The 20217-nt window shown below is 54.0% G+C and carries 18 protein-coding genes; 3 read left to right on the top strand and 15 right to left on the bottom strand.

Annotation, left to right across the window (positions count from 1 at the left end; translation table 11 throughout):
- Positions 1-137: 137 nt before the first annotated feature.
- The 4 genes from ACKQAD_RS10535 to btuC form a co-directional block, all read right to left on the bottom strand.
- Positions 138-614: an NlpC/P60 family protein gene (locus ACKQAD_RS10535; RefSeq protein ID WP_409160109.1), complete on the bottom strand. Its 477-nt coding sequence runs from the start codon at positions 612-614 to the stop codon at positions 138-140.
- Between the two features lie 148 nt (positions 615-762).
- Positions 763-1539 (bottom strand): vitamin B12 ABC transporter ATP-binding protein BtuD, encoded by a 777-nt coding sequence (gene btuD, locus ACKQAD_RS10530; RefSeq protein ID WP_409160108.1) that lies wholly within the window; start codon positions 1537-1539, stop codon positions 763-765.
- Complete coding sequence (locus ACKQAD_RS10525; RefSeq protein ID WP_409160107.1) at positions 1540-2091, bottom strand: glutathione peroxidase; 552 nt, start codon at positions 2089-2091, stop codon at positions 1540-1542.
- A 51-nt stretch (positions 2092-2142) separates the two neighbouring features.
- Positions 2143-3180, bottom strand: coding sequence for a vitamin B12 ABC transporter permease BtuC (btuC, locus tag ACKQAD_RS10520; protein ID WP_409160106.1), 1038 nt, complete (start codon positions 3178-3180; stop codon positions 2143-2145).
- Positions 3181-3582: 402 nt separating this feature from the next.
- On the opposite strand from btuC, the gene ACKQAD_RS10515 reads away from it, so the two are divergent.
- Entirely contained in the window at positions 3583-3810 is a 228-nt protein-coding gene (locus ACKQAD_RS10515) for a hypothetical protein (RefSeq protein WP_409160105.1), read from the top strand.
- Between the two features lie 22 nt (positions 3811-3832).
- Here the strand turns inward: ACKQAD_RS10515 and cobB are convergent, their stop codons facing one another.
- From cobB to lolC, 5 genes are all read right to left on the bottom strand, one after another.
- Positions 3833-4663 carry a Sir2 family NAD+-dependent deacetylase gene (cobB, locus tag ACKQAD_RS10510; RefSeq protein WP_409160104.1) on the bottom strand — a complete coding sequence of 277 codons (831 nt, stop codon included), beginning with the start codon at positions 4661-4663 and terminating at the stop codon, positions 3833-3835.
- 11 nt (positions 4664-4674) lie between these two features.
- Positions 4675-5589, bottom strand: coding sequence for an N-acetylglucosamine kinase (nagK, locus tag ACKQAD_RS10505; protein ID WP_409160103.1), 915 nt, complete (start codon positions 5587-5589; stop codon positions 4675-4677).
- Between the two features lie 84 nt (positions 5590-5673).
- Positions 5674-6921, bottom strand: coding sequence for a lipoprotein-releasing ABC transporter permease subunit LolE (gene lolE / locus ACKQAD_RS10500; protein WP_409160102.1), 1248 nt, complete (start codon positions 6919-6921; stop codon positions 5674-5676).
- Positions 6918-7625 (bottom strand): lipoprotein-releasing ABC transporter ATP-binding protein LolD, encoded by a 708-nt coding sequence (gene lolD, locus ACKQAD_RS10495; protein WP_409160101.1) that lies wholly within the window; start codon positions 7623-7625, stop codon positions 6918-6920. Before lolD ends, lolE begins: the two co-directional genes overlap by 4 nt.
- Complete coding sequence (lolC, locus tag ACKQAD_RS10490) at positions 7618-8820, bottom strand: lipoprotein-releasing ABC transporter permease subunit LolC (RefSeq protein ID WP_409160100.1); 1203 nt, start codon at positions 8818-8820, stop codon at positions 7618-7620. The genes lolD and lolC overlap by 8 nt, the downstream gene beginning before the upstream one ends.
- Positions 8821-8962: 142 nt before the next feature.
- Here lolC and mfd point away from each other — a divergent pair, with 142 nt between their 5' ends.
- The gene (gene mfd / locus ACKQAD_RS10485) at positions 8963-12415 is read left to right on the top strand and encodes a transcription-repair coupling factor (protein ID WP_409160099.1); all 3453 of its coding nucleotides are present in this window, start codon (positions 8963-8965) and stop codon (positions 12413-12415) included.
- A 386-nt stretch (positions 12416-12801) separates the two neighbouring features.
- A complete protein-coding gene (gene yegD, locus ACKQAD_RS10480; RefSeq protein ID WP_409160098.1) occupies positions 12802-14154 on the top strand; it encodes a molecular chaperone in 1353 nt (450 codons plus the stop codon).
- Between the two features lie 256 nt (positions 14155-14410).
- On the opposite strand, the gene ACKQAD_RS10475 is transcribed toward yegD, so the two are convergent.
- From ACKQAD_RS10475 to lpoB, 6 genes are all read right to left on the bottom strand, one after another.
- Positions 14411-14950 carry a glycine zipper 2TM domain-containing protein gene (locus ACKQAD_RS10475; RefSeq protein ID WP_409160097.1) on the bottom strand — a complete coding sequence of 180 codons (540 nt, stop codon included), beginning with the start codon at positions 14948-14950 and terminating at the stop codon, positions 14411-14413.
- A 467-nt stretch (positions 14951-15417) separates the two neighbouring features.
- The gene (locus tag ACKQAD_RS10470) at positions 15418-16722 is read right to left on the bottom strand and encodes an NAD(P)/FAD-dependent oxidoreductase (RefSeq protein ID WP_409160096.1); all 1305 of its coding nucleotides are present in this window, start codon (positions 16720-16722) and stop codon (positions 15418-15420) included.
- Between the two features lie 368 nt (positions 16723-17090).
- Positions 17091-17633, bottom strand: coding sequence for an alpha/beta hydrolase YcfP (gene ycfP / locus ACKQAD_RS10465; RefSeq protein ID WP_015840698.1), 543 nt, complete (start codon positions 17631-17633; stop codon positions 17091-17093).
- Positions 17634-17661: 28 nt separating this feature from the next.
- The gene (gene nagZ / locus ACKQAD_RS10460; RefSeq protein ID WP_409160095.1) at positions 17662-18690 is read right to left on the bottom strand and encodes a beta-N-acetylhexosaminidase; all 1029 of its coding nucleotides are present in this window, start codon (positions 18688-18690) and stop codon (positions 17662-17664) included.
- A 63-nt stretch (positions 18691-18753) separates the two neighbouring features.
- Entirely contained in the window at positions 18754-19647 is an 894-nt protein-coding gene (gene thiK / locus ACKQAD_RS10455; RefSeq protein WP_409160094.1) for a thiamine kinase, read from the bottom strand.
- On the bottom strand, positions 19628-20209 hold the full coding sequence (lpoB, locus tag ACKQAD_RS10450) for a penicillin-binding protein activator LpoB (protein ID WP_182811902.1): 582 nt from the start codon (positions 20207-20209) through the stop codon (positions 19628-19630). The genes thiK and lpoB overlap by 20 nt, the downstream gene beginning before the upstream one ends.
- Positions 20210-20217 lie beyond the last annotated feature (8 nt).

Here is a 20217-nt window from a genome sequence, read left to right as displayed (position 1 = left end):
CAACAACTCGTTGCAAGGATGTTTACCCCAAACCTGATTTATTCAACAAAGCCCCAGGGATCGTAAGAGTCGGAGATCAATAAACGCAGAGAGGACATGAGTGGAGAGCTCCATGCTGTCAACAAATAAGGAAGGAATCAGATACGGCGGGCCTGCCAGTACGCCCGTTTCCAGTACACGTTATCCAGCGATGAGCGGATTACACCCTGACTGGTAGAAGCATGAATAAACTGGTCATCTTTGTCATAAATGCCAACATGCAGCCCACTGCTGCCGCTGCCGGTCTTGAAAAAGACCAAATCGCCCGGTAATAGATTATCGCGATCAACACGTTCGCCCAGTTCGGTTTGTTCTTCCGTGGTGCGCGGCAGTTGCATGCCGAACTTATCGCGAAACGTCAGGAAGACGAAACCGGAACAATCCACGCCGTTACGATCCAGCCCGCCATAGCGATAAGGCGTTCTATACCATTGCCCAAGTTGATCGTTTAGCTGCACCATCACCATGATCGAATCGCTCAGGCGCGCATTCGGCGGCGGGTTATTATGCCGACTACTGCTACAGCCGACCAGAATCAGGCTGGCGAGGATCAAAACATGTCGTAAACGTATCATCTCGATTACCATAAAACCGCCGAGGCCATAGACCTCTAGCGTTTGAAAATGCTAGGTATTGGATTAATTTAGCGTTTAATCGGGGTCACTGGCAAGTAAAGGCGATTCTTCCTATTTTCTAGCAATGCCGATTTTCTCGCACCCGTAGTCAGGCGCTGCGGGTGATAATCCAGTTTCTGCCACCAACCACATGCCGCTGAAACGCGACACCAAACACAGGGGATAGCACCTCCGGCAGCATAACCTCCATCGTCTTGCCTTGCGCCACCACAGCGCCAGCCGATAGCAGCCATACGCGATCCGCATGGTGAGCGCTATGGTTAAGATCATGGGCACAAACCACGACTGCGATACCAAAATGGCAGAGTTCACTCAGCAACGCATCCAGCGCTACCTGCTGTGCCACATCGAGGCTATTGGTCGGTTCATCCAGCAGCAGCAAACGCGCATGCGGGTTGATCGTCGGCCAAATCTGTAATAGCGCTGCCACCAGCCGAACGCGCTGCCACTCGCCTCCCGACAACTGTGTGAGCGGACGCGCCAGCTTGTCGGTTAACATCAGGCGTTCCGCCAGAAAATGCACCACCTTTTCGACCGCATTTTCCTGAGCCAGCGGCGGTTGATGCAACGTCCAATACTGAAACACCGGCATCAGCGCCAACGGGGGTTGCTGCTGTGCCAGATAGGCGCGCCGCACGGCTAAATCTGCCGCCGTATACTGTGACAGCGCCGTGCCAGCCAGATAAATCTCGCCTTCCCCCGCCAGCAGGCCAGCCGCTCTTGCCAGCAGGGTACTCTTCCCAGCCCCGTTGGGGCCAATGATGTGCAGCAGTTCACCGCGACGACACGCCGCAGTTGTCGGCGACAAACGCGGCGATACGCCAGCCTGCCGTAGCTGTAATACCGGGGAAGTTTGTTGCGTCAATTATTTTGCCAACGCATCTTCGATCGCTTTCACGATAGTGTCATGGTCAGGTGCCATATCCGGTGCAAAACGCTCAATCACGCGTCCTTCACGATCCACCAGGAATTTTTCAAAATTCCACAGGATGTCTTCTGGATTCTTAGGCTTACGGCCTTTATTAACCAAACGTGCAAAAAAGTCACTTTTCCAGGTTCCGTTGGCTTCAGGCTGCTCGCGAATCAACAGTTGGTACAGCGGATGACGGTTCTCACCATTAACTTCAATCTTGCTGAACATCGGAAACTGAACGCCAAACGTCCCACGGCAGAATTCCTGAATCTCCGCTTCTGTACCCGGTTCCTGCCCGGCAAATTCATTGGAGGGGAATCCCAGCACGACCAGACCTTGGTCGCGATAGGTTTCGTAGAGTTTTTCCAGCACGTCATATTGTTTAGTCAGGCCGCATTGCGATGCGACGTTGACGACTAGCGCAACCTGCCTTTTAAACGCTTCAAACGTTGTCGCTTTCCCGTCGATGGTGGTCAGCGGAATAGCATAGATTTCAGTGCTCATCGTTTTGCTCCCTTTAATGATCAATAAGAATGGGTAAAACAAGACCTATCACTACAGCCGATTACGTAATAACAGCCAGATAAACCATGGCGATCCCAGCGTAGCGGTAACCACGCCTATCGGCAACTCGGCGGAACTCAGCGCAACGCGTGCGACCGTATCCGCCAACAGTAGAACCCCACCGCCGGTCAACGCACAACCGGTTAATAAATAACGCTGATCGGTCAACCCGCACAGCCGCAGCATATGTGGGATCACCAGACCAATAAACGCGATGATACCGGCCAGCGCCACACTCAGGCCGACCTGTACGCCCATGATCAGCACAAGCATCATGCGCCAGCGATAAACCGGAATACCTAACTGACGCGCCTGAATCTCGCCCAGCGTTAACCCGTTTAACACCGCACCCTGACGGCTCAGCCACAGCAGCAACGGCAATAGCGTCAACATCAACCAGCCGTGTCGCCAATCAATGCCGCTAAAACTGCCCATCATCCAGTACATCAACTGGCGTAAATCAAGGCTGGTACTGAAATAGACGACCCAGGTCATCACCGCGCTACAGATAATCCCGAGTGCAATGCCGATGAGTAATAAACGGGTATTGGAAATATGCCGACGAGCAAAATGGAGTAACAGAAAGGTAATCAGCAGTGCGCCAGCAATGGCGCTCAGGCCTAGCGTCCAGACAGGCAGTAATCTCTGCCCCAGCAGAACCGTCAGCACCAAAGCCACACCTGCGCCGTTCGCGACGCCCAACAGCCCTGGCTCCGCCAACGGATTATCAAACACGGCCTGCATCACCGTGCCCGACATCGCCAGACTGGCTCCCACCAGCATCACGGCCAGCGTTCTGGGCAAACGCAGTTGCCAGACAAAAAGTTGCTGAGCGTCATCCAGCCAGGACGTCGGCCAAATCCAGCGTTCACCGGCGCACAAACTGACGACCAACGTGAGCACAAGAAACGCCAACAACAGCACCAGACTCCGACGATCGCGTCTGTACTGCTGTTGTTTTAGCTGACTGTAGTGAGGCAACGGCGTCGCGTGCTTTAGCGGGATATCACCCGGCGATAATGGCTGCATTGTTCACCGTAACAAGGAATCCAGCGCAATAAAAGCGCAGTGAAGATAACGAACTGTCACATATGTTAAACGATTTCGCCTGCCTTACACGCTTTTTCCTTGTTACCGTTACTCGGCGTGCGGTCAGTGATTCAGGTGACAAACTGCCGGGAGCAGATTTGAACGCTGCTTGCAGCGGCCCTTCGGGCGAGGCCCACAACGGGCCGGGGGTTTGAACGCCGCCAACGCACATGCAACTTGAAGTATGACGAGTATATATTTTTTGACAATTGTCATTCCCTCATCATCGGATTATCAACTACGCTTAGCTTACATTGATGAGATCGATTTACATATGAGAAAAATTCTCATTAAGGATGGTGTCTCATTAACACCGTGATGGGATACCATGGGGGTAACGCTATGCTGGGCTTTTTCCGACGAACACTGTCACATGGAGCATCGTCACATCATGACAGCCAACGGCAGCCGCAGGCAGCCTCGCCGACAGAAACCGCTGCGCCTGCTCGCTGTAGCGAGAGTGAATATTGTTTCTTTAACCACACCGCCATGTTGGCGTTCGATCAGCTTGACGAATGCTGTTGCAGCAATGATAGGCAAGAGAAAACGCCATCCTCATTCGATTCATGACGTTTTCACTTTTTGCTGATGTTTAAAACTTGATGCTTTGACCACGCGTCATCCAAGCGGCGATAAACTCGGGTACGATGGTGCTGGCGGGGCCGTAAATTTTTTCATCAAACTGGCTTTCTACCTGACTGGGCTCCAAATTCAGTTCCAGCGTGTAGGCACCGTGCGAATGGGCTTCATGGACAAAGCCAGCAGCGGGATACACATGCCCCGATGTACCAATCGCAATAAAGTAATCTGCCTGCGACAGCGCATGGTAAATTTTGTTCATGTGCAGCGGCATTTCACCAAACCACACCACATGCGGACGTAAAGACGCGGGAAACTGACAGCAGTGGCAGCGTTCGCCGACGGCTAAATCGTCCGTCCACTCAAAAACCTGCCCACTTTGGCTACAGCGTATTTTTAGCAGCTCACCGTGCATATGAATGACGCGCTGGCTACCGGCACGCTCATGCAGGTTATCGATGTTTTGCGTAATCAGCAGGAAGTTATCTCCCAGCATCGCTTCCAGATTCGCCAATGCCAAATGCGCGGCATTCGGCACAATTTCCGGCTGCTGTAGCTGACGGCGACGGGCGTTATAAAACGCCTGCACCAACTCGGGGTTACGCTGAAAACCCTCGGGCGTCGCGACATCTTCAACGCGATGTTCTTCCCACAGGCCATCGGCCGCACGAAAGGTACGAATGCCTGATTCCGCTGAAATACCTGCGCCCGTCAGTACCACTACACGCGGTTTTTTCACTTCGCTCGCCGCCAGATAATCACGATGGAAAATACGCGCACGAAGACGCTGTTGTCGCAGTCGCTTTCCCTTATGAAAACGCCCTAATCGTTGACGCGTATACATACTTTCTCCAGCTAGTTATCCATTAAGTGTAGCAATGCCGCGCCACGTACACCGCCCGCATCACCGTAACGCGCTTTCTCTATGCGTGGCAGTTTCGCAATCGTTAACAGTCGTGAAGGAAGACGCGTCGGCAGAATTTGATAAATTTCATCAAAATTCGACAGACCACCGCCCAATACCAGCAGATGGGGGTCAAACAGGGTCAGCAGGTTGCCCAGACAGGCCGCCAGTAAATCCATAAAGCGATCGACAAACTCCAGCGCTTTCTCTTCGCCGCCACGATAGTGCCGAATAATGGTCACCGCAGGCAGAGCTTCGCCGTACAAATGCTCATACAACCATTCAAAACCGCGCCCGGAAATGTAATTCTCAATACAGCCCAATTGCCCGCAGCCACACTTCACGCGGGGAATGTCCACACCGATGGTATCCAACGCATCGGACGGCAGGCGGATATGACCAAACTCACCGGCAATACCATTGCGCCCTTCAACCGGACGCCCGTTAATCACCAGACCGCCCCCCAACCCCGTGCCCAGAATCATCCCCAATACGACAGGATACGAACGAAATTCCGCGTCCCAGGCTTCCGACAGCACAAAGCAGTTGGCATCATTGCTAATGCGAACATCCCGCTGCAAACGCTGTGATAAATCCGTATGTAACGGCTTCCCCATCGTCGCAGGCAGGTTAGCGGTGAATAGCGTCCCTTCATCCCCGGTCTGCATCCCCGGTACGCCGATACCGATTTTCCCTTGTACGCCGGCCAGTGCATCCGCTTCATGCACCAGGTCAACCAGCGTGGTGAGCAACTCATCATAATTAGTGCGTGGCGTCGGCACCCGTTTTTGCCACACATTGTCCAACGCCGCGTCGAACACGCCCAGCTCAATTTTCGTGCCGCCCATGTCAAAGCCGTAGTACATGACTGCTCCTTAGGGTGTGATCGCTTTCCCACACGATAGGGAATAACCCCGTCATATCTCAAGCCATATGTGCGTTGACTTGGCTTACTGTCCGCTCAGCACGCGGGCAGGATCAATCCGGCTGGCGCGCCGTGCCGGATACCAACTGGCAATCAGACTCAACACCAGCGAGGTTACTAATACGATGAAGACATCCATCAGATGCAATTCCGACGGCAGAAAATCGATAAAATAGATATCACCGGATAGCAGTTTATGGCCAATGAGTGCTTCGATGCCGCGAATAATCGGTGTCAATTGCAGGGTTGCGATCACGCCGATCACCGCACCTATCACGCTGCCCAGCAGCCCAGCCAAAAGCCCGTACCATACAAAGATAGCCCGAATCAACCCGTCTGACGCCCCCAGCGTACGCAGGACGGCAATATCGCTGCTTTTGTCCTTCACCGCCATCACCAGCGTTGAAACAATATTAAAACAGGCCACGCCAATCACCAGGATCATCGCCAGATACATGATGGTTCTCACCATCTGGATGTCTCGGTACATATAACCATAGGTGCCAATCCAACTGCGAATAGTAACATAGGCCTTTGTGACCATACCCGCATCGCGCACCAGTTTATTGGCGGAGAAGACATCGTTAGCCTTGATCGCGATCCCCGTTACACTCTGTCCCATATCCAGATACTGCTGGGCATCAGCAAGCGGAATCAGCGCCAGACCGTGATCGAGCTGGCCGCTCAGTTGTAAAATGCCACTGACGTGCAGCCGGATACGTTTAGGCTGCATCAGCTTCATTTCCGGATCGCTGTTCGGGATCATCACTGTCACCCAATCCCCTTCAGCCACATTCAGCGCCTTCGCAACCCCCTGGCCGATAATGACCTGCTGTTCGCCCGCGTGAAACCGCTGCCAGGCATGATTGAGCACATAGTTGGGCAACGCGCTAAGGCGTGTTTCCTGCTGCGGATCGACGCCTTTTACCTGAACCGCGTGAAGCTTGGCACCGTTTTCCAACAACCCGGTGAAATTGATATAAGGCGCGGCGGCGGCAACGCCAGGAACCTGTTCGATTTTCGGCAAGATGTCCTGCCAGCCGTCAAAAGGCTGATTGACCGGAGCAATCTCACCATGCGGCACCACGGCAAGAACGCGGTTATTCAGTTCGCGTTCAAAACCATTCATCGCGCTCAGGCCGAGAATCAATACCGCGACGCCGAGGGCGATCCCCAACGTCGAAATGACCGAAATCAGCGAAACCATGCCGCCACGCCGACGGCCACGGCTAAAGCGTAGACCAATCAGCAATGAGAGCGGAGGAAATGTCATTGCAGCACTCCCATCAGGGTCAGTTCCTGCTGCAACTGACCATCGCGCATTTCCAGTTGGCGGTTTAGTCGGCTAGCCAGTTGCAGATCGTGCGTCACCACCAGAAAAGCGGTACCCTGCCGGACGTTAAGCTCTCCCAGCAGTTCAAAAATAGTATCCGCCGTGCGCTGATCGAGGTTACCGGTCGGTTCGTCCGCCAGCACCAGCGAGGGGCTGTTAACTAGCGCTCTGGCAATGGCAACACGCTGCCGTTCGCCACCGGACAGTTCCGACGAACGGTGGTGGCTGCGCGCTCCCAGCCCAACGGCCGCCAGCATTTCGCGTGCTTTATCCTGCGCCTGCGACGTTGGCACTTTGCCAATCAGTAGCGGCATTGCCACGTTTTCCAACGCGGTAAAATCGGGTAGCAGGTGATGAAACTGATAAATAAAGCCCAACTCGCGATTGCGCAAATCGGCTTTTGCCGCTGCCGAGAGCGTACCTAGCGGCTGACCTTTGAAGATGACTTCGCCTGACGTTGGCGTATCCAACCCCCCCAGCATATGCAGTAGCGTACTTTTGCCCGAACCCGAGCTTCCGACTATCGCCATCATCTCCCCGCAGCTCATCTCAAAAGAAACATCGCGCAACACGTCGGTAGACAGGTTGCCGTCCTGATAGCGTTTGGATAGGTTATTACACTGCAATAACAGTAAATCACTCATAACGTAAAGCCTCAGCGGGTTGAACGGCGGCAGCGCGCCATGACGGGTAAAGTGTCGATAAGAGGGCAATCACCATCGCGGAAATGGCGATGGTCACCACCTGCGCGGGGTCAATATCCACCGGCAACGCAGCGCCATCCAGCAGTATGCCCAGAATTGGCATCAGCGTATTCAGTTGGCTGGCCAATAGCGTCCCCAGCAATGCCCCTAACAACGCGCCAATCACGCCAGCGCTGCCCCCCTGCACCATAAACACCGCCATAATCTGGCGTTGAGTCAGCCCCTGCGTTTGCAGAATGGCGACTTCACCCTGTTTTTCCATCACCAGTAAACCCAGCGAGGTAATAATGTTAAAAGCGGCCACCGCCACGATCAGGCTGAGCAACAGCCCCATCATGTTTTTCTCCATACGCACGGCCTGAAACAGTTCGCCTTTACGTTCGCGCCAGTCTTTCCAGACTGTGCCTTCCGGCAGCGTTTGCGTACTCAGCGTATCGACCAACAGCGGCTTTTCCAGCCACAAACGCCAGCCGGTAATGTGGTTCGCCGGGTAGCGCATCAAGCGAGATGCATCCTGCTGGTTCACCAACAGTTGGTAGCTATCCACTTCGCTGTTCGCGGCAAAGGTGCCGGCAACGGTGAAGATACGCTGGCTGGGAATACGCCCCATCGGCGTCAGTTGGCTGGCGCTCGTCACCATCATGCGAATCTGATCGCCCGCTTTAACTCCCAGTTGCTCGGCCAGTTTCTCGCCCAAAATGGCCTGATACTGACCAGATTGCAGTTGCTGCTGTTTGACGTTAACCAGATAACGCGACAGCGGCTCCTGCTCGTTAGGATCAATCCCTAACATCACGCCAACGGCGACGCTGCGGGCGCTTTGCAGCACCACATCGCCCGTCGTCAGCGACGTAACACGCGTCACACCGTCAAGAGAATCTAAGGGGGAAGCAGGAATCTGCGCCGGGTTCAGCGAACCTTGCGGCGTAGAGATCACTGCCTGAGGCATCACGCCGAGAATATTGCCTTCCAGTTCGCGCTCGAAGCCATTCATCACGGAAAGCACAGTGACCAGTGCCATCACGCCCAGCGTAATGCCAATGGCGGATAACCCGGAGACAAACCGGCCGAAGCGGTCTGATGCGCGCCCGCGCATGTAGCGCAAGCCAATAAATAAAGCGACAGGTTGATACATGAAATCCGTCTGGATAAGGTTGCCAAAGCAAAGTGATCAAGGATAATAAAGGGTAGTACTGCTTTATGGAACCCTAACACCCTCACTCTACGGCTTTTTCTTATTCTTGGCCGGATGCAGGGAGGCGAGACCCGATAATCAGATGATGCCTGAAAATTACCGTTATTCGCTGCCATCCAAAGCGGGTGAGCAGCGCCAACTGGGCCAGTTAACCGGCGCTGCCTGCGCCGTTGAATGTGCAGAAATTATTGAACGCCATGCTGGGCTGGTGGTACTTATCGCCCCTGATATGCAAAATGCCCTGCGATTACGCGATGAAATTCAGCAATTTACCGACCAGCACGTCACCACGCTACCTGACTGGGAAACGCTGCCCTACGATAGTTTTTCTCCGCATCAGGAAATTATTTCGACTCGGCTTTCCACACTTTATCAATTGCCCAACATGACGCGTGGCGTTCTGATTCTGCCAGTCAACACGCTGATGCAGCGCGTTTGTCCTCACAGTTTCCTGCACGGCCATGCGCTAGTGTTGAAAAAAGGCCAGCGCCTCTCGCGCGATAAGCTGCGTTCGCAGTTGGAGCAGGCGGGCTACCGCAGTGTCGATCAGGTCATGGAACACGGTGAATATGCCACGCGCGGCGCGCTGCTGGATCTGTTCCCGATGGGCAGTGAAGAACCCTACCGTATCGATTTCTTTGACGACGAGATCGACAGCCTGCGCTTGTTCGATGTGGATACACAGCGCACGCTGAATGAAGTACCGCACATTAATTTGCTGCCAGCACATGAGTTCCCGACGGATAAAGCCGCCATCGAGCTTTTTCGCAGCCAGTGGCGCGAACAGTTTGAGGTACGGCGCGACGCCGAGCACGTTTACCAACAAGTTAGCAAAGGCGTCTGGCCCGCGGGGATCGAATACTGGCAGCCGTTATTCTTCAGTGAACCGCTGCCGTCGCTGTTTAGCTACTTCCCCAACAACACACTGATCGTCAATACCGGCAATATCGAACAGAGCGCCGATCGCTTCTGGCAGGATATTCAGCAGCGCTTTGAAAGCCGCCGTGTCGATCCTATGCGCCCACTGCTGCCGTCAGACTCACTCTGGTTACGAGTAGACGGTCTGTTCACCGAGCTAAAAGCGTGGCCGCGCGTGCAGTTGAGAACCGATACGCTGCCGGAAAAAGCCGCCAACGTGAATCTGGCCTATCTACCGCTGCCGGACCTGGCGATTCAACACCAACAGAAATCCCCGCTGGATGCACTGCGCCGTTTTATCGAACAGTTTGAAGGCCAAATCATTTTTTCCGTCGAGAGCGAAGGCCGACGTGAAACGCTGCAAGAGCTGCTGGCGCGTATCAAACTGAATCCGACACTCATCAGCACGCGGGATCAGGCTCAGGAGCGTGGCACATACCTCATCATCGGTGCCAGCGAGCACGGTTTTATCGACACGCTGCGTCAGCGGGCCTTAATCTGCGAAAGCGATCTGCTGGGTGAACGCGTCAGTCGCCGCCGTCAGGATAGCCGCCGCACGATTAATACCGATACGCTGATCCGCAATCTGGCGGAACTGCGACCAGGGCAGCCCGTCGTCCATCTCGAACACGGCGTCGGCCGCTATGCCGGGCTAACCACGTTGGAAGCGGGCGGCATCAAAGCCGAATACCTGATTTTGACCTATGCGGGCGAAGACAAACTGTACGTCCCCGTTTCCTCACTGCATTTGATCAGCCGCTACGCGGGCGGTGCTGATGAGAATGCACCGCTGCATAAACTGGGTGGCGATGCGTGGTCGCGCGCACGGCAAAAAGCGGCGGAAAGGGTGCGCGATGTCGCCGCCGAACTGTTGGATATTTATGCGCAACGCGCGGCGAAAAGCGGTTTTGCTTTTAAACATGACAAAACGCAATATCAGCTTTTCTGCGAAAGTTTCCCCTTCGAGACCACGCCCGATCAGGCACAGGCCATCAACGCCGTGCTGAGCGATATGTGCCAGCCGCTGGCGATGGACCGTCTGGTGTGTGGCGATGTCGGTTTTGGGAAAACCGAAGTGGCAATGCGCGCCGCGTTTTTAGCCGTTGAAAACCATAAACAGGTTGCCGTTTTAGTGCCGACAACGCTGTTGGCTCAGCAGCATTTTGACAACTTCCGCGATCGCTTTGCCAACTGGCCGGTGAAGATTGAAATGATCTCCCGCTTCCGTAGCGCCCGTGAGCAAACTCAGGTGCTGGAGGAAACGCAGGAAGGTAAAGTCGATATCCTGATCGGTACCCATAAGCTGTTGCAGAGCGACGTGCGCTGGCGCGACTTAGGGCTGCTGATTGTGGACGAAGAACACCGCTTCGGCGTGCGTCACAAAGAGCGCATCAAAGCGATGCGGGCGAATGTCGATATCCTGACGCTCACCGCCACGCCGATTCCGCGTACGCTCAACATGGCGATGAGCGGGATGCGCGATCTGTCGATTATCGCCACGCCGCCTGCCCGTCGTTTAGCGGTAAAAACGTTCGTGCGCGAATATGACAATCTGGTAGTGCGCGAAGCCATCCTGCGTGAAATTCTGCGCGGTGGGCAGGTGTATTACCTCTATAACGACGTCGAAAATATTGAGAAAGCCACCCAGCGACTGGCGGAACTGGTGCCGGAAGCGCGCATCGCTATCGGCCACGGTCAAATGCGCGAACGCGAGCTGGAGCGAGTCATGAACGACTTCCACCATCAGCGTTTTAACGTGCTGGTGTGTACCACCATTATCGAAACCGGGATCGACATCCCGAGCGCCAACACCATCATCATCGAGCGTGCCGACCACTTCGGTCTGGCGCAGTTGCACCAATTGCGCGGTCGCGTCGGACGTTCCCACCATCAGGCTTATGCCTATCTGCTGACGCCGAATCCTAAAGCGATGAGCACTGATGCGCAGAAGCGTCTGGAAGCGATCGCCTCACTGGAAGACCTCGGCGCTGGTTTTGCGCTGGCCACGCACGATCTGGAAATCCGTGGCGCAGGCGAACTGCTCGGAGAAGACCAGAGCGGGCAGATGACCAGCGTCGGTTTCTCACTGTATATGGAACTGCTGGAAAGCGCCGTCGATGCGCTGAAAGCAGGCCGGGAGCCGTCGCTGGAAGATCTAATCAACAGCCAGACTGACGTCGAACTACGGTTACCTGCCCTGCTGCCCGACGATTTCATTCCCGACGTCAATACGCGGCTGTCGCTGTACAAACGCATTGCCAGCGCGAAAACCGCCGACGAGCTGGATGAGTTGAAGGTCGAGCTGATCGATCGTTTCGGTCTCCTTCCCGATGCCAGCCGCTATCTGTTGCAGATTGCCGCCCTGCGCCAGCAGGCACAGGCGCTGGGTATTCGCCGTATTGAAGGCAATGAGAAAGGTGGATTTATCGAATTCAGTGAGCACAATCGCGTCGATCCGTCCCACCTCATCGGTCTGTTACAGCGCGATCCGGGCACCTACCGCCTTGATGGCCCAACCCGCCTGAAATTCATGAAGGATTTGAGCGATCGTCCCAAACGCATTGAATTCATCGGTTCGTTGCTGGGAAATATGGCGCAACATACGCTGGCGGCGTAAGGCGTTTTCACCATAAAACGGGAACCTGCGGGTTCCCGTGAGGTTGCTGACAAAGTCCGTAGAGCGGTAGTAACGGATAGATCGTAAAGACGCTGTAAATACATCCCTGTACGCTCGGATTGCGCCATCCCTGGCGCAAACGCTTTACTCTTCTATTCCGTTACTACCGTTCTCGTTCAGAAAATAGGTTTGTCAACGGTCTGACCGGAACCTTCGGGTTCCCGTCAAACATCTTTCCCTACTCCGTTGCATCCACCTTTACAAGCACCGTCATGACGCAGTAAAGTCGCCACCTTTTTATTACTCGGCAGCCTCTCCTTCCGAGTCGTCGCGGGTACGACGTTAAAACATTTCTCTCTAAATCTCTCATGGCATGGGGTCTCACAATGTTTATCGGTTTTGACTACGGTACAGCCAACTGTTCCGTGGCAGTGATGGATTCAGGTACACCACGGCTCCTGTCGCTGGAAAAAGATTCGCCTTATCTTTCTTCCCTGCTGTGCGCGCCTGTGCGTGAAGCCGTGAGCGAGTGGTTATGGCGGCACCATCAGGTCAACGCGGAGGGCGAAAACGCGCTGCTGCTCAAGCGCGCCATCAGCTACAACCGCGAAGAAGATATTCGCGTACACCCTGATAGCGTGAAATTTGGGCGCGAGGCGTTACGCCACTATATGGATGACCCGGAAGAGACATGGTTCGTTAAATCGCCGAAGTCTTTCCTCGGAGCTGTCGGGCTGAAAGCGCAACAGATTGCGCTGTTTGAAGATCTGGTTTGCGCCATGATGCTGCATATCCGCACGCAGGCAGAAAGCCAGCTTGAGCAGCCTATTCGTCAGGCCGTGATTGGTCGCCCGATTAACTTCCAAAGTATCGGCGGCGAAGAAGCCAACCAGCAGGCGCAAGGGATTTTAGATCGTGCGGCACACCGCGCCGGATTTGAAGACGTCGTCTTTCAGTTTGAACCCGTCGCCGCCGGGCTGGATTTCGAATCGACATTGACGAAAGAAACACGCGTGCTGGTCGTGGATATCGGCGGCGGAACCACCGACTGCTCCATGCTGCTGATGGGGCCCGAGTGGCATAAGCAGCAAGAACGCTCACAAAGTCTGTTAGGGCACAGCGGCTGCCGCGTTGGCGGTAACGATCTGGATATTATGCTGGCGTTCAAACAACTGATGCCGCTGCTTGGCATGAATAGCGAGACGGAAAAAGGCATGGCTCTACCGATCATGACCTGGTGGAATGCCGTTGCGATTAACGATATTCCGGCACAAAAAGAGTTTCATAGCACCGCCAGCCGCACGCTAATCAACGAGATGATCCGCGATGCGCGTCAGCCTGAGCGGGTGAAAAGACTGATGACGGTGTGGCAACAGCGCCTGAGTTACCGCCTGATTCAGGTGGCGGAAGAGAGCAAGATTGCGCTGTCCAATCAAGTGGAAGCAGCAGCCGATTTACACTTTATCGAATCGGGTCTGGCGACGCGTATTCATGCGGATGAGCTCAACGCCGCAATCGATAATCCTCTAAGTCGCATTCAGCAGCAGGTAACGCTGGCGTTAGAAACCAGTCAGACCCGTCCGGAAGTGATCTACCTGACTGGCGGCAGCGCCCGCTCTCCCCTGCTGCGCCAAGCCATTCAACAACGGCTTCCGGATATTCCTATCGCCAGCGGTAACGACTTTGGTTCCGTTACCGCCGGTCTGGCGCGCTGGGCGGAGATTGTCTTTCGCGGTTAAGCCAGAGACGACTCGCGCCTCATAAGGGTAGCTGGCAGCATTCCCACGCTGGCGATGGCCGTACTGATAGTGCAGGACTGCTCACAACGCTTTGGCTGGCGGGTGGATGTGCCGCAGCCGCCTTACTGTTATCCCTGAGCATGAGGCAGGTCGGGAACAGGACAATCGAGTAATGAAAAAAACGCGAGTACCTTCTTGAGGTGACTCGCGGTTTTTAGAGATGGTGTCAGCGCAAAAACGTGGACGTCAGGGTAAATTAGCTCTGCTGATTCAGGATTAATTGACCATTCCTGTCCACTGGAATTTGTGTGCCCGGATCGCGATCCATGCGAATTTTTCCCTGCTGTTCGCCGATTTTATAGGTGACATCATAGCCCAGAACTTTTTGTGATTTGTCGTACACCGTCTGGCAACGCTGTTGCTGTGACGTATACGTATCATTTTCCTGCATGCCACTTTGTACACGGTTACCCGCATAGCCACCTGCCAGTGCACCCGCTACCGTCGCGACATCTTTACCGCGTCCGCCACCGAACTGGTGCCCCAGAACGCCACCAGCCACCGCGCCCAGAACCGATCCGGCAATCTGGTGTTCATCCTGTACCGGCCGACGATGCGTAACCGTAACGTTACGGCACTCCTGACGAGGTGTTTTCACCGTTTCTTTGATTGGTGTTGCTGTTAGCACCTGTGCAAACTGAGGTTTAGAGGAGAACACATCCATACTCGCCACCGCCGCCACACCCAATGCCGCAGCCACACCAATACCTACACCCGCTAACATTGATTTGTTCACAGGATACCTCCCGAATCTATTCTCACGCATTCCCCATCTGCAATTCCGACGTAAGATTTACTTTACGCCAACTCGCGTTTAGCGCGATGAATCCGATGGTTCCTTCTGAATATCCGCATTCAGAATTTTCGGCGTGCGTGCTACGCCATCTGTAAACAGTGGGAAGTCTGCACAATGTTTCACACTCTAGCAATAAGACTAATTAACCAAAAGTGTCAGTTTCGTAACAAAAAAACGCCATTTGGGAATTATCTTAACTGGAATTGCTAATAGGACGATATTTTATACTGTTATGGCAGTGGCGTAGCTGAGGAGTGACGCATAGCGTTACGCTCAGGATGCAGCGAGTATGGGCAGATTAGTGAAAGTGAAAGATATAGTGCAAGGGTAACAAGTCGATGATAAAAAAGAATACGGGCGTAATATGGCGTTCACGCCCGCATAAGAAAGATGCTAACAGCGGTGGATTAATGCAGCTTCAGACGCGGGCGAATCACCCGGTTGATACCACCGACCAGCATCATCAGCCCCGTTTTGACATAGCCATGTAGAGCGACCTGGTGTATGCGATACAGGGAGATATAAACGAAACGTGCAATCCGCCCTTCTACCATCACGGAGCCACGCATCAGGTTCCCCATCAGGCTGCCAACCGTACTGAATTTAGACAGAGAGACCAGCGAACCGTGATCTTTATAGATGTAAGGTTTCAGCGCTTGTCCGTTCAGCAACGCGATAATATTGCTGTGACAACGTGATGCCATCTGGTGAGCCGCTTGCGCACGTGGTGGCACGAAGCCGCCGCCTTCCTGCGGGCAGGAGGCGCAGTCGCCGATAGCGAAAATGTTGGGATCGCGCGTCGTCTGTAGCGTCGGTTCAACCACCAGTTGGTTAATCCGGTTCGTTTCCAGGCCAGCAATCTCTTTCATCGCATCCGGTGCCTTGATGCCCGCCGCCCAAACCATCAGGTCGGCTTCGATAAACTCACCGTCCTTCGTATTCAGACCGCCGCTTTCCGCACTGGTCACCATGGTTTTCGTCAGTACTCGGACGCCTATGTTGGTCAGTTCCTGATGTGCTGCCGCAGAAATACGCGCCGGCAGCGCGGGTAAAATACGTTCGCCCGCTTCTACCAGCGTGACATTCAGCGTTTGGTTATCCAGCCCGTCAAAGCCGTAACTGTGCAACTGTTTTACCGCGTTATGCAGTTCCGCAGACAGTTCGACACCCGTCGCGCCACCGCCCACAATCGCGATATTCACCCGCTCTTTTTCATCCTGATTCGCTGTGAATTTCAGGAACAAATTCAGCATTTCATTGTGGAAACGACGCGCTTGTTTCGGGTTATCCAAGAAGATACAGTGATCTTTCACGCCCGGTGTGCCGAAGTCATTTGAGGCACTGCCTAACGCTACCACCAAAATGTCATACGGGATACGGCGCGCCGCCACCAGCACCTCGCCTTGCTCGTCACACACTTCAGCCAGTTGAATCTGCTGCTGTTCGCGATCGATATCCGTCAGCATGCCCAATTGGAACTGGAAATAGTGATTACGGGCGTGCGCCAGATAGCTCAGCGCATCCATATCGTCGTCCAGCGAGCCGGTCGCCACTTCATGCAGCAGCGGTTTCCACAGGTGGCTATGGTTACGATCCACCAGCGTGATCTCCGCTTTTTTCTTGCGTCCTAGCTTGTGGCCCAAACTCGTTGCAAGTTCAATTCCGCCAGCTCCCCCGCCGACAATGACAATTTTTTTGGTTGGTGATGTCAAAATGACCCCCTAAAAATGTGAACCAAGGGTTAATAAAGAGTAAAAAAATAATATCCTTATATAACATAGGGTTCACGTAAGTTAAGCCTGATATCTGCAGCAAGAATAGCACGCTAGGTCATTTGGTCATACCAAAATTGATATATATCAATTTATTTTGTTATGCCGATTTTCCCCAGCAAAATTCCATTTTTATTTCAGTGAATTAGCGGAAGTCGGTGTGAAGGAAAAATGCTGAGTCGTATGCTTATGCGCCGCTGAATTCACTAAGGAAAGTAAATAACTTGCGTCATTCCTTCTGATCGCCATCAGACTAAAGCATCAGAAGGAACGGCAGCAGCGATTAACAGGGAATCGCTAACACAAGCTTAACCCAGCGTTTTGAAGGCTTTGATCCGCTGCAAATGGGGGGAGATACTTTTGAATTTATGCGTCTGAATATCGTCCCAGACGATCTCGTAATACGCACCCAGCATCTGCGCGCTGCGCTGGCTATCAAGCATTTCATCATGACGGGAGAGCATCACCATGCAGCGATCGCGGTTCTTTTCACGAAAATTCGCCACGCATTTGGTGGCGATATCCACATACTCTTCCGGGCGATCGATTTTTCCGCCCATGTTTTCCTGCGGAAACAGGTTAGGATTGACGATGACCTGTCGTATATCACACAGGAAACCAACCCGTTCAGCCCAGAAACCGCCCAACCCCACGCCGCAGATCAGCGGACGATCGTCGTCAGAATGCTGAATCATTTTGTCCACCTGCTTTAGCAGATGTTGCATGTCATGACGCGGATGCAGTGTGCTGTAGCTAATCAGCCTGACATCTTCATCAATAAACTGAAGTTGCAGAACCTTTTCATGGTTGCCGGGGCTGGTCGAGTCAAAACCGTGTAAATAGATAATCATCTTTCATCCTCACCACAGACTGGATTGCCTATTTCTCGCCACTCTTATGCGCCTGCCAGCGCTCGCTGAGTAATGTGAGCGCCTGATTAGCCTGCTTCCAGCGTGGCGAATCCAGCAGTTCCCGACGAGAAAACGAACCCTGATGATATAATCGCGTCAGTTGCTCCGCTTTGACCGGGGACAGGTTATCCAGCACGCTGACCGCGCCTTCCCGATGATTGCAGACCAGAATCATGTCACATCCTGCCTGCAAGGCCGCCTGCGCCCGCTCAGGGTAACTCCCCATCACCGCCGCGCCTTCCATCGAAAGGTCGTCAGAGAAAATGATGCCCTCAAAACCCAGCTCGTCACGCAGCACGGTTTTGAGCCAGTATGGCGACCCACTGGCTGGACGCGGATCGGCCTCCGTGTAAATCACATGAGCAGGCATGATGGCATCCAACTGCTGGTGCTGAATCAGTTCTTTAAAAATCGACATGTCGTGTGCACGAATCTCCGCAAGCGGACGCGGATCGCGCGGCGTTTCTTTATGTGAATCGGCGCTGACTGCACCGTGGCCGGGGAAGTGCTTACCCGTGACCTTCATGCCTGCGCTGTGCATACCACGAATAAAGCTCTGTGCCACCGCCAGCGCGATCTCCGGCTGTTCGTGAAACGAACGTTCGCCAATCGCTGCACTCTGGTGACCGATATCGAGCACCGGTGCAAAGCTAATATCGATATCCATTGCGATCATTTCTGCCGCCATCAGCCATCCGCCTTCTTCCGCCAGACGTTGCGCTTCTGCCGCACTATTTAATGCCGCAAACGCCTGCGCAGCAGGCAGTCGAGTAAAGCCATCGCGAAAACGCTGAACGCGTCCGCCTTCCTGATCGACGGAGACAACAAGACGCTCGCGCGACGCCGCGCGGATTTGGCGCACCAGTTCACGCAACTGCGCCGCATCATGAAAATTACGGGTAAACAGGATAACGCCGCCAACCAGCGGGTGTTCCAATACTTCACGATCTTCCGCATCCAGCTCATAGCTGGCGACATCTAACATTACCGGACCCACAAAAACCTCATTCTTTAACATGTACGACTGAGTAAAATAACTACGATGACAAAAGCCACACCGTCAGCCTGTCTGTAAACGATGGCATAATTGTAACCGATGATAGAGTGCGGGAATGTCCGCTAAAAATTCAGGATTCTTCGTTTGCTGCCAGCGTATCTCAAACCACATCAATACCAGATAATCGACCCAAGGGAACCACTGTGTCATCTGTTGCTGAAGGCGGCTCACGGAAAACCCTCGCCGATATCGCTGATAGCTCTGTAGAAAATGCGTTTGCGCCATGCTTTCCATTTGGCTGGCTCGCACAATGAACGCCAGTTCAAAGGCAATATCGCCATCAGAGGCATATTCCCAGTCAATGAGCATCGTTCCTTGTGGCGTAATCAGCAGGTTTTCAGCATGCACATCCAAATGGAGAGGTGCCAGCGCTAGAGGAGTGGGTAATGCCACACGCTGAAAATAATGGTGAGCACGCAGTAGCGCGGGCGAACGGCGACGCGGATCCATCCACTGCCAATGTTGCGCGAATAGCATTTTAAGATCGAGGGGATGGCCGCTACGCGGCAGACAATGAAGTTGAGACAGTGTCCGCGCCACTTCGCCATTAGCCAGCATCATCAGGAACTCATCAGACGTGGCGATGCGCCCTGGTACCCACTCGACAATCAGCCAACCGTCGCGCCACAGCAGCGGCCGTGGTGCAAGCCCTCTCGCGGACATCTGCCGCAACAGGGCGAACTCTCGCTGGCGATCGGCCCCCCTCTTCAGCTCGGTTGGCGACTGCCGGCGCGCAAGCCAATCGATGTTCGGTCCACGAATACGCCAACTTTTACTGCTTAACCCGCCAACCAGCTCAAAGCGAATATCCGCTATCTCCACGGCGGGGAAGTGCTTCTGGATCGCCGCAGTCAGCTGTTGCTGGATGCCTGCCTGTTTAATGCTGAACGGTGCCATTACCTGACCACACAATTTCACCGGTTTGCACCAGCATCAGTTGCATGTCGAGCTGCGGCGATTTCACATCACCGCTGACATCACTGTACAGCACATACTGCGCGCTGACATAACGTGCCAGGCCAATCGCTTTACTGCGTGATCCTAAGCTGTCATCAACGGACAGCCCTAGCGTTTGTTTCGCTGCGGCCAACTGCTCACGCGGCACCAGCGTAAAGGCCTTGCCGGAAGATAACGCGCTGTACAACGCCCCTGTCGCTTTCGCTATCGGCAATGAGCCATTGGTATTATTTTTCACGCTATCCACCAACAGTATACTGCCCGGCGTGACGCCATCGGCTTTCAGCATTTGCGCCACCAGCGGATTAATGCTGGCTTCCCAGTTTAACGTCTGGATTTTCGGCGGTTGCGGTACAGATTCCCCCGGCGGCGGCGTTGGCGTGGTCGGCACTTGAGGCTCAACGGGCTCAATAGTCGCAGGCGGTTCAGTCGGTTCCGGTGGACGGCTGGGGCACCCTGTTAGAACCAACGCCGCCAGTATCACCCCTAGGTACTTTTTCATATTCTCTC

Source organism: Pectobacterium artocarpous (assembly GCF_046159765.1).
Lineage (GTDB): Bacteria > Pseudomonadota > Gammaproteobacteria > Enterobacterales > Enterobacteriaceae > Pectobacterium.
The sequence above is the reverse complement of the archived record's forward strand: the minus strand, read 5'-3'. Positions and strand labels throughout refer to the sequence as shown.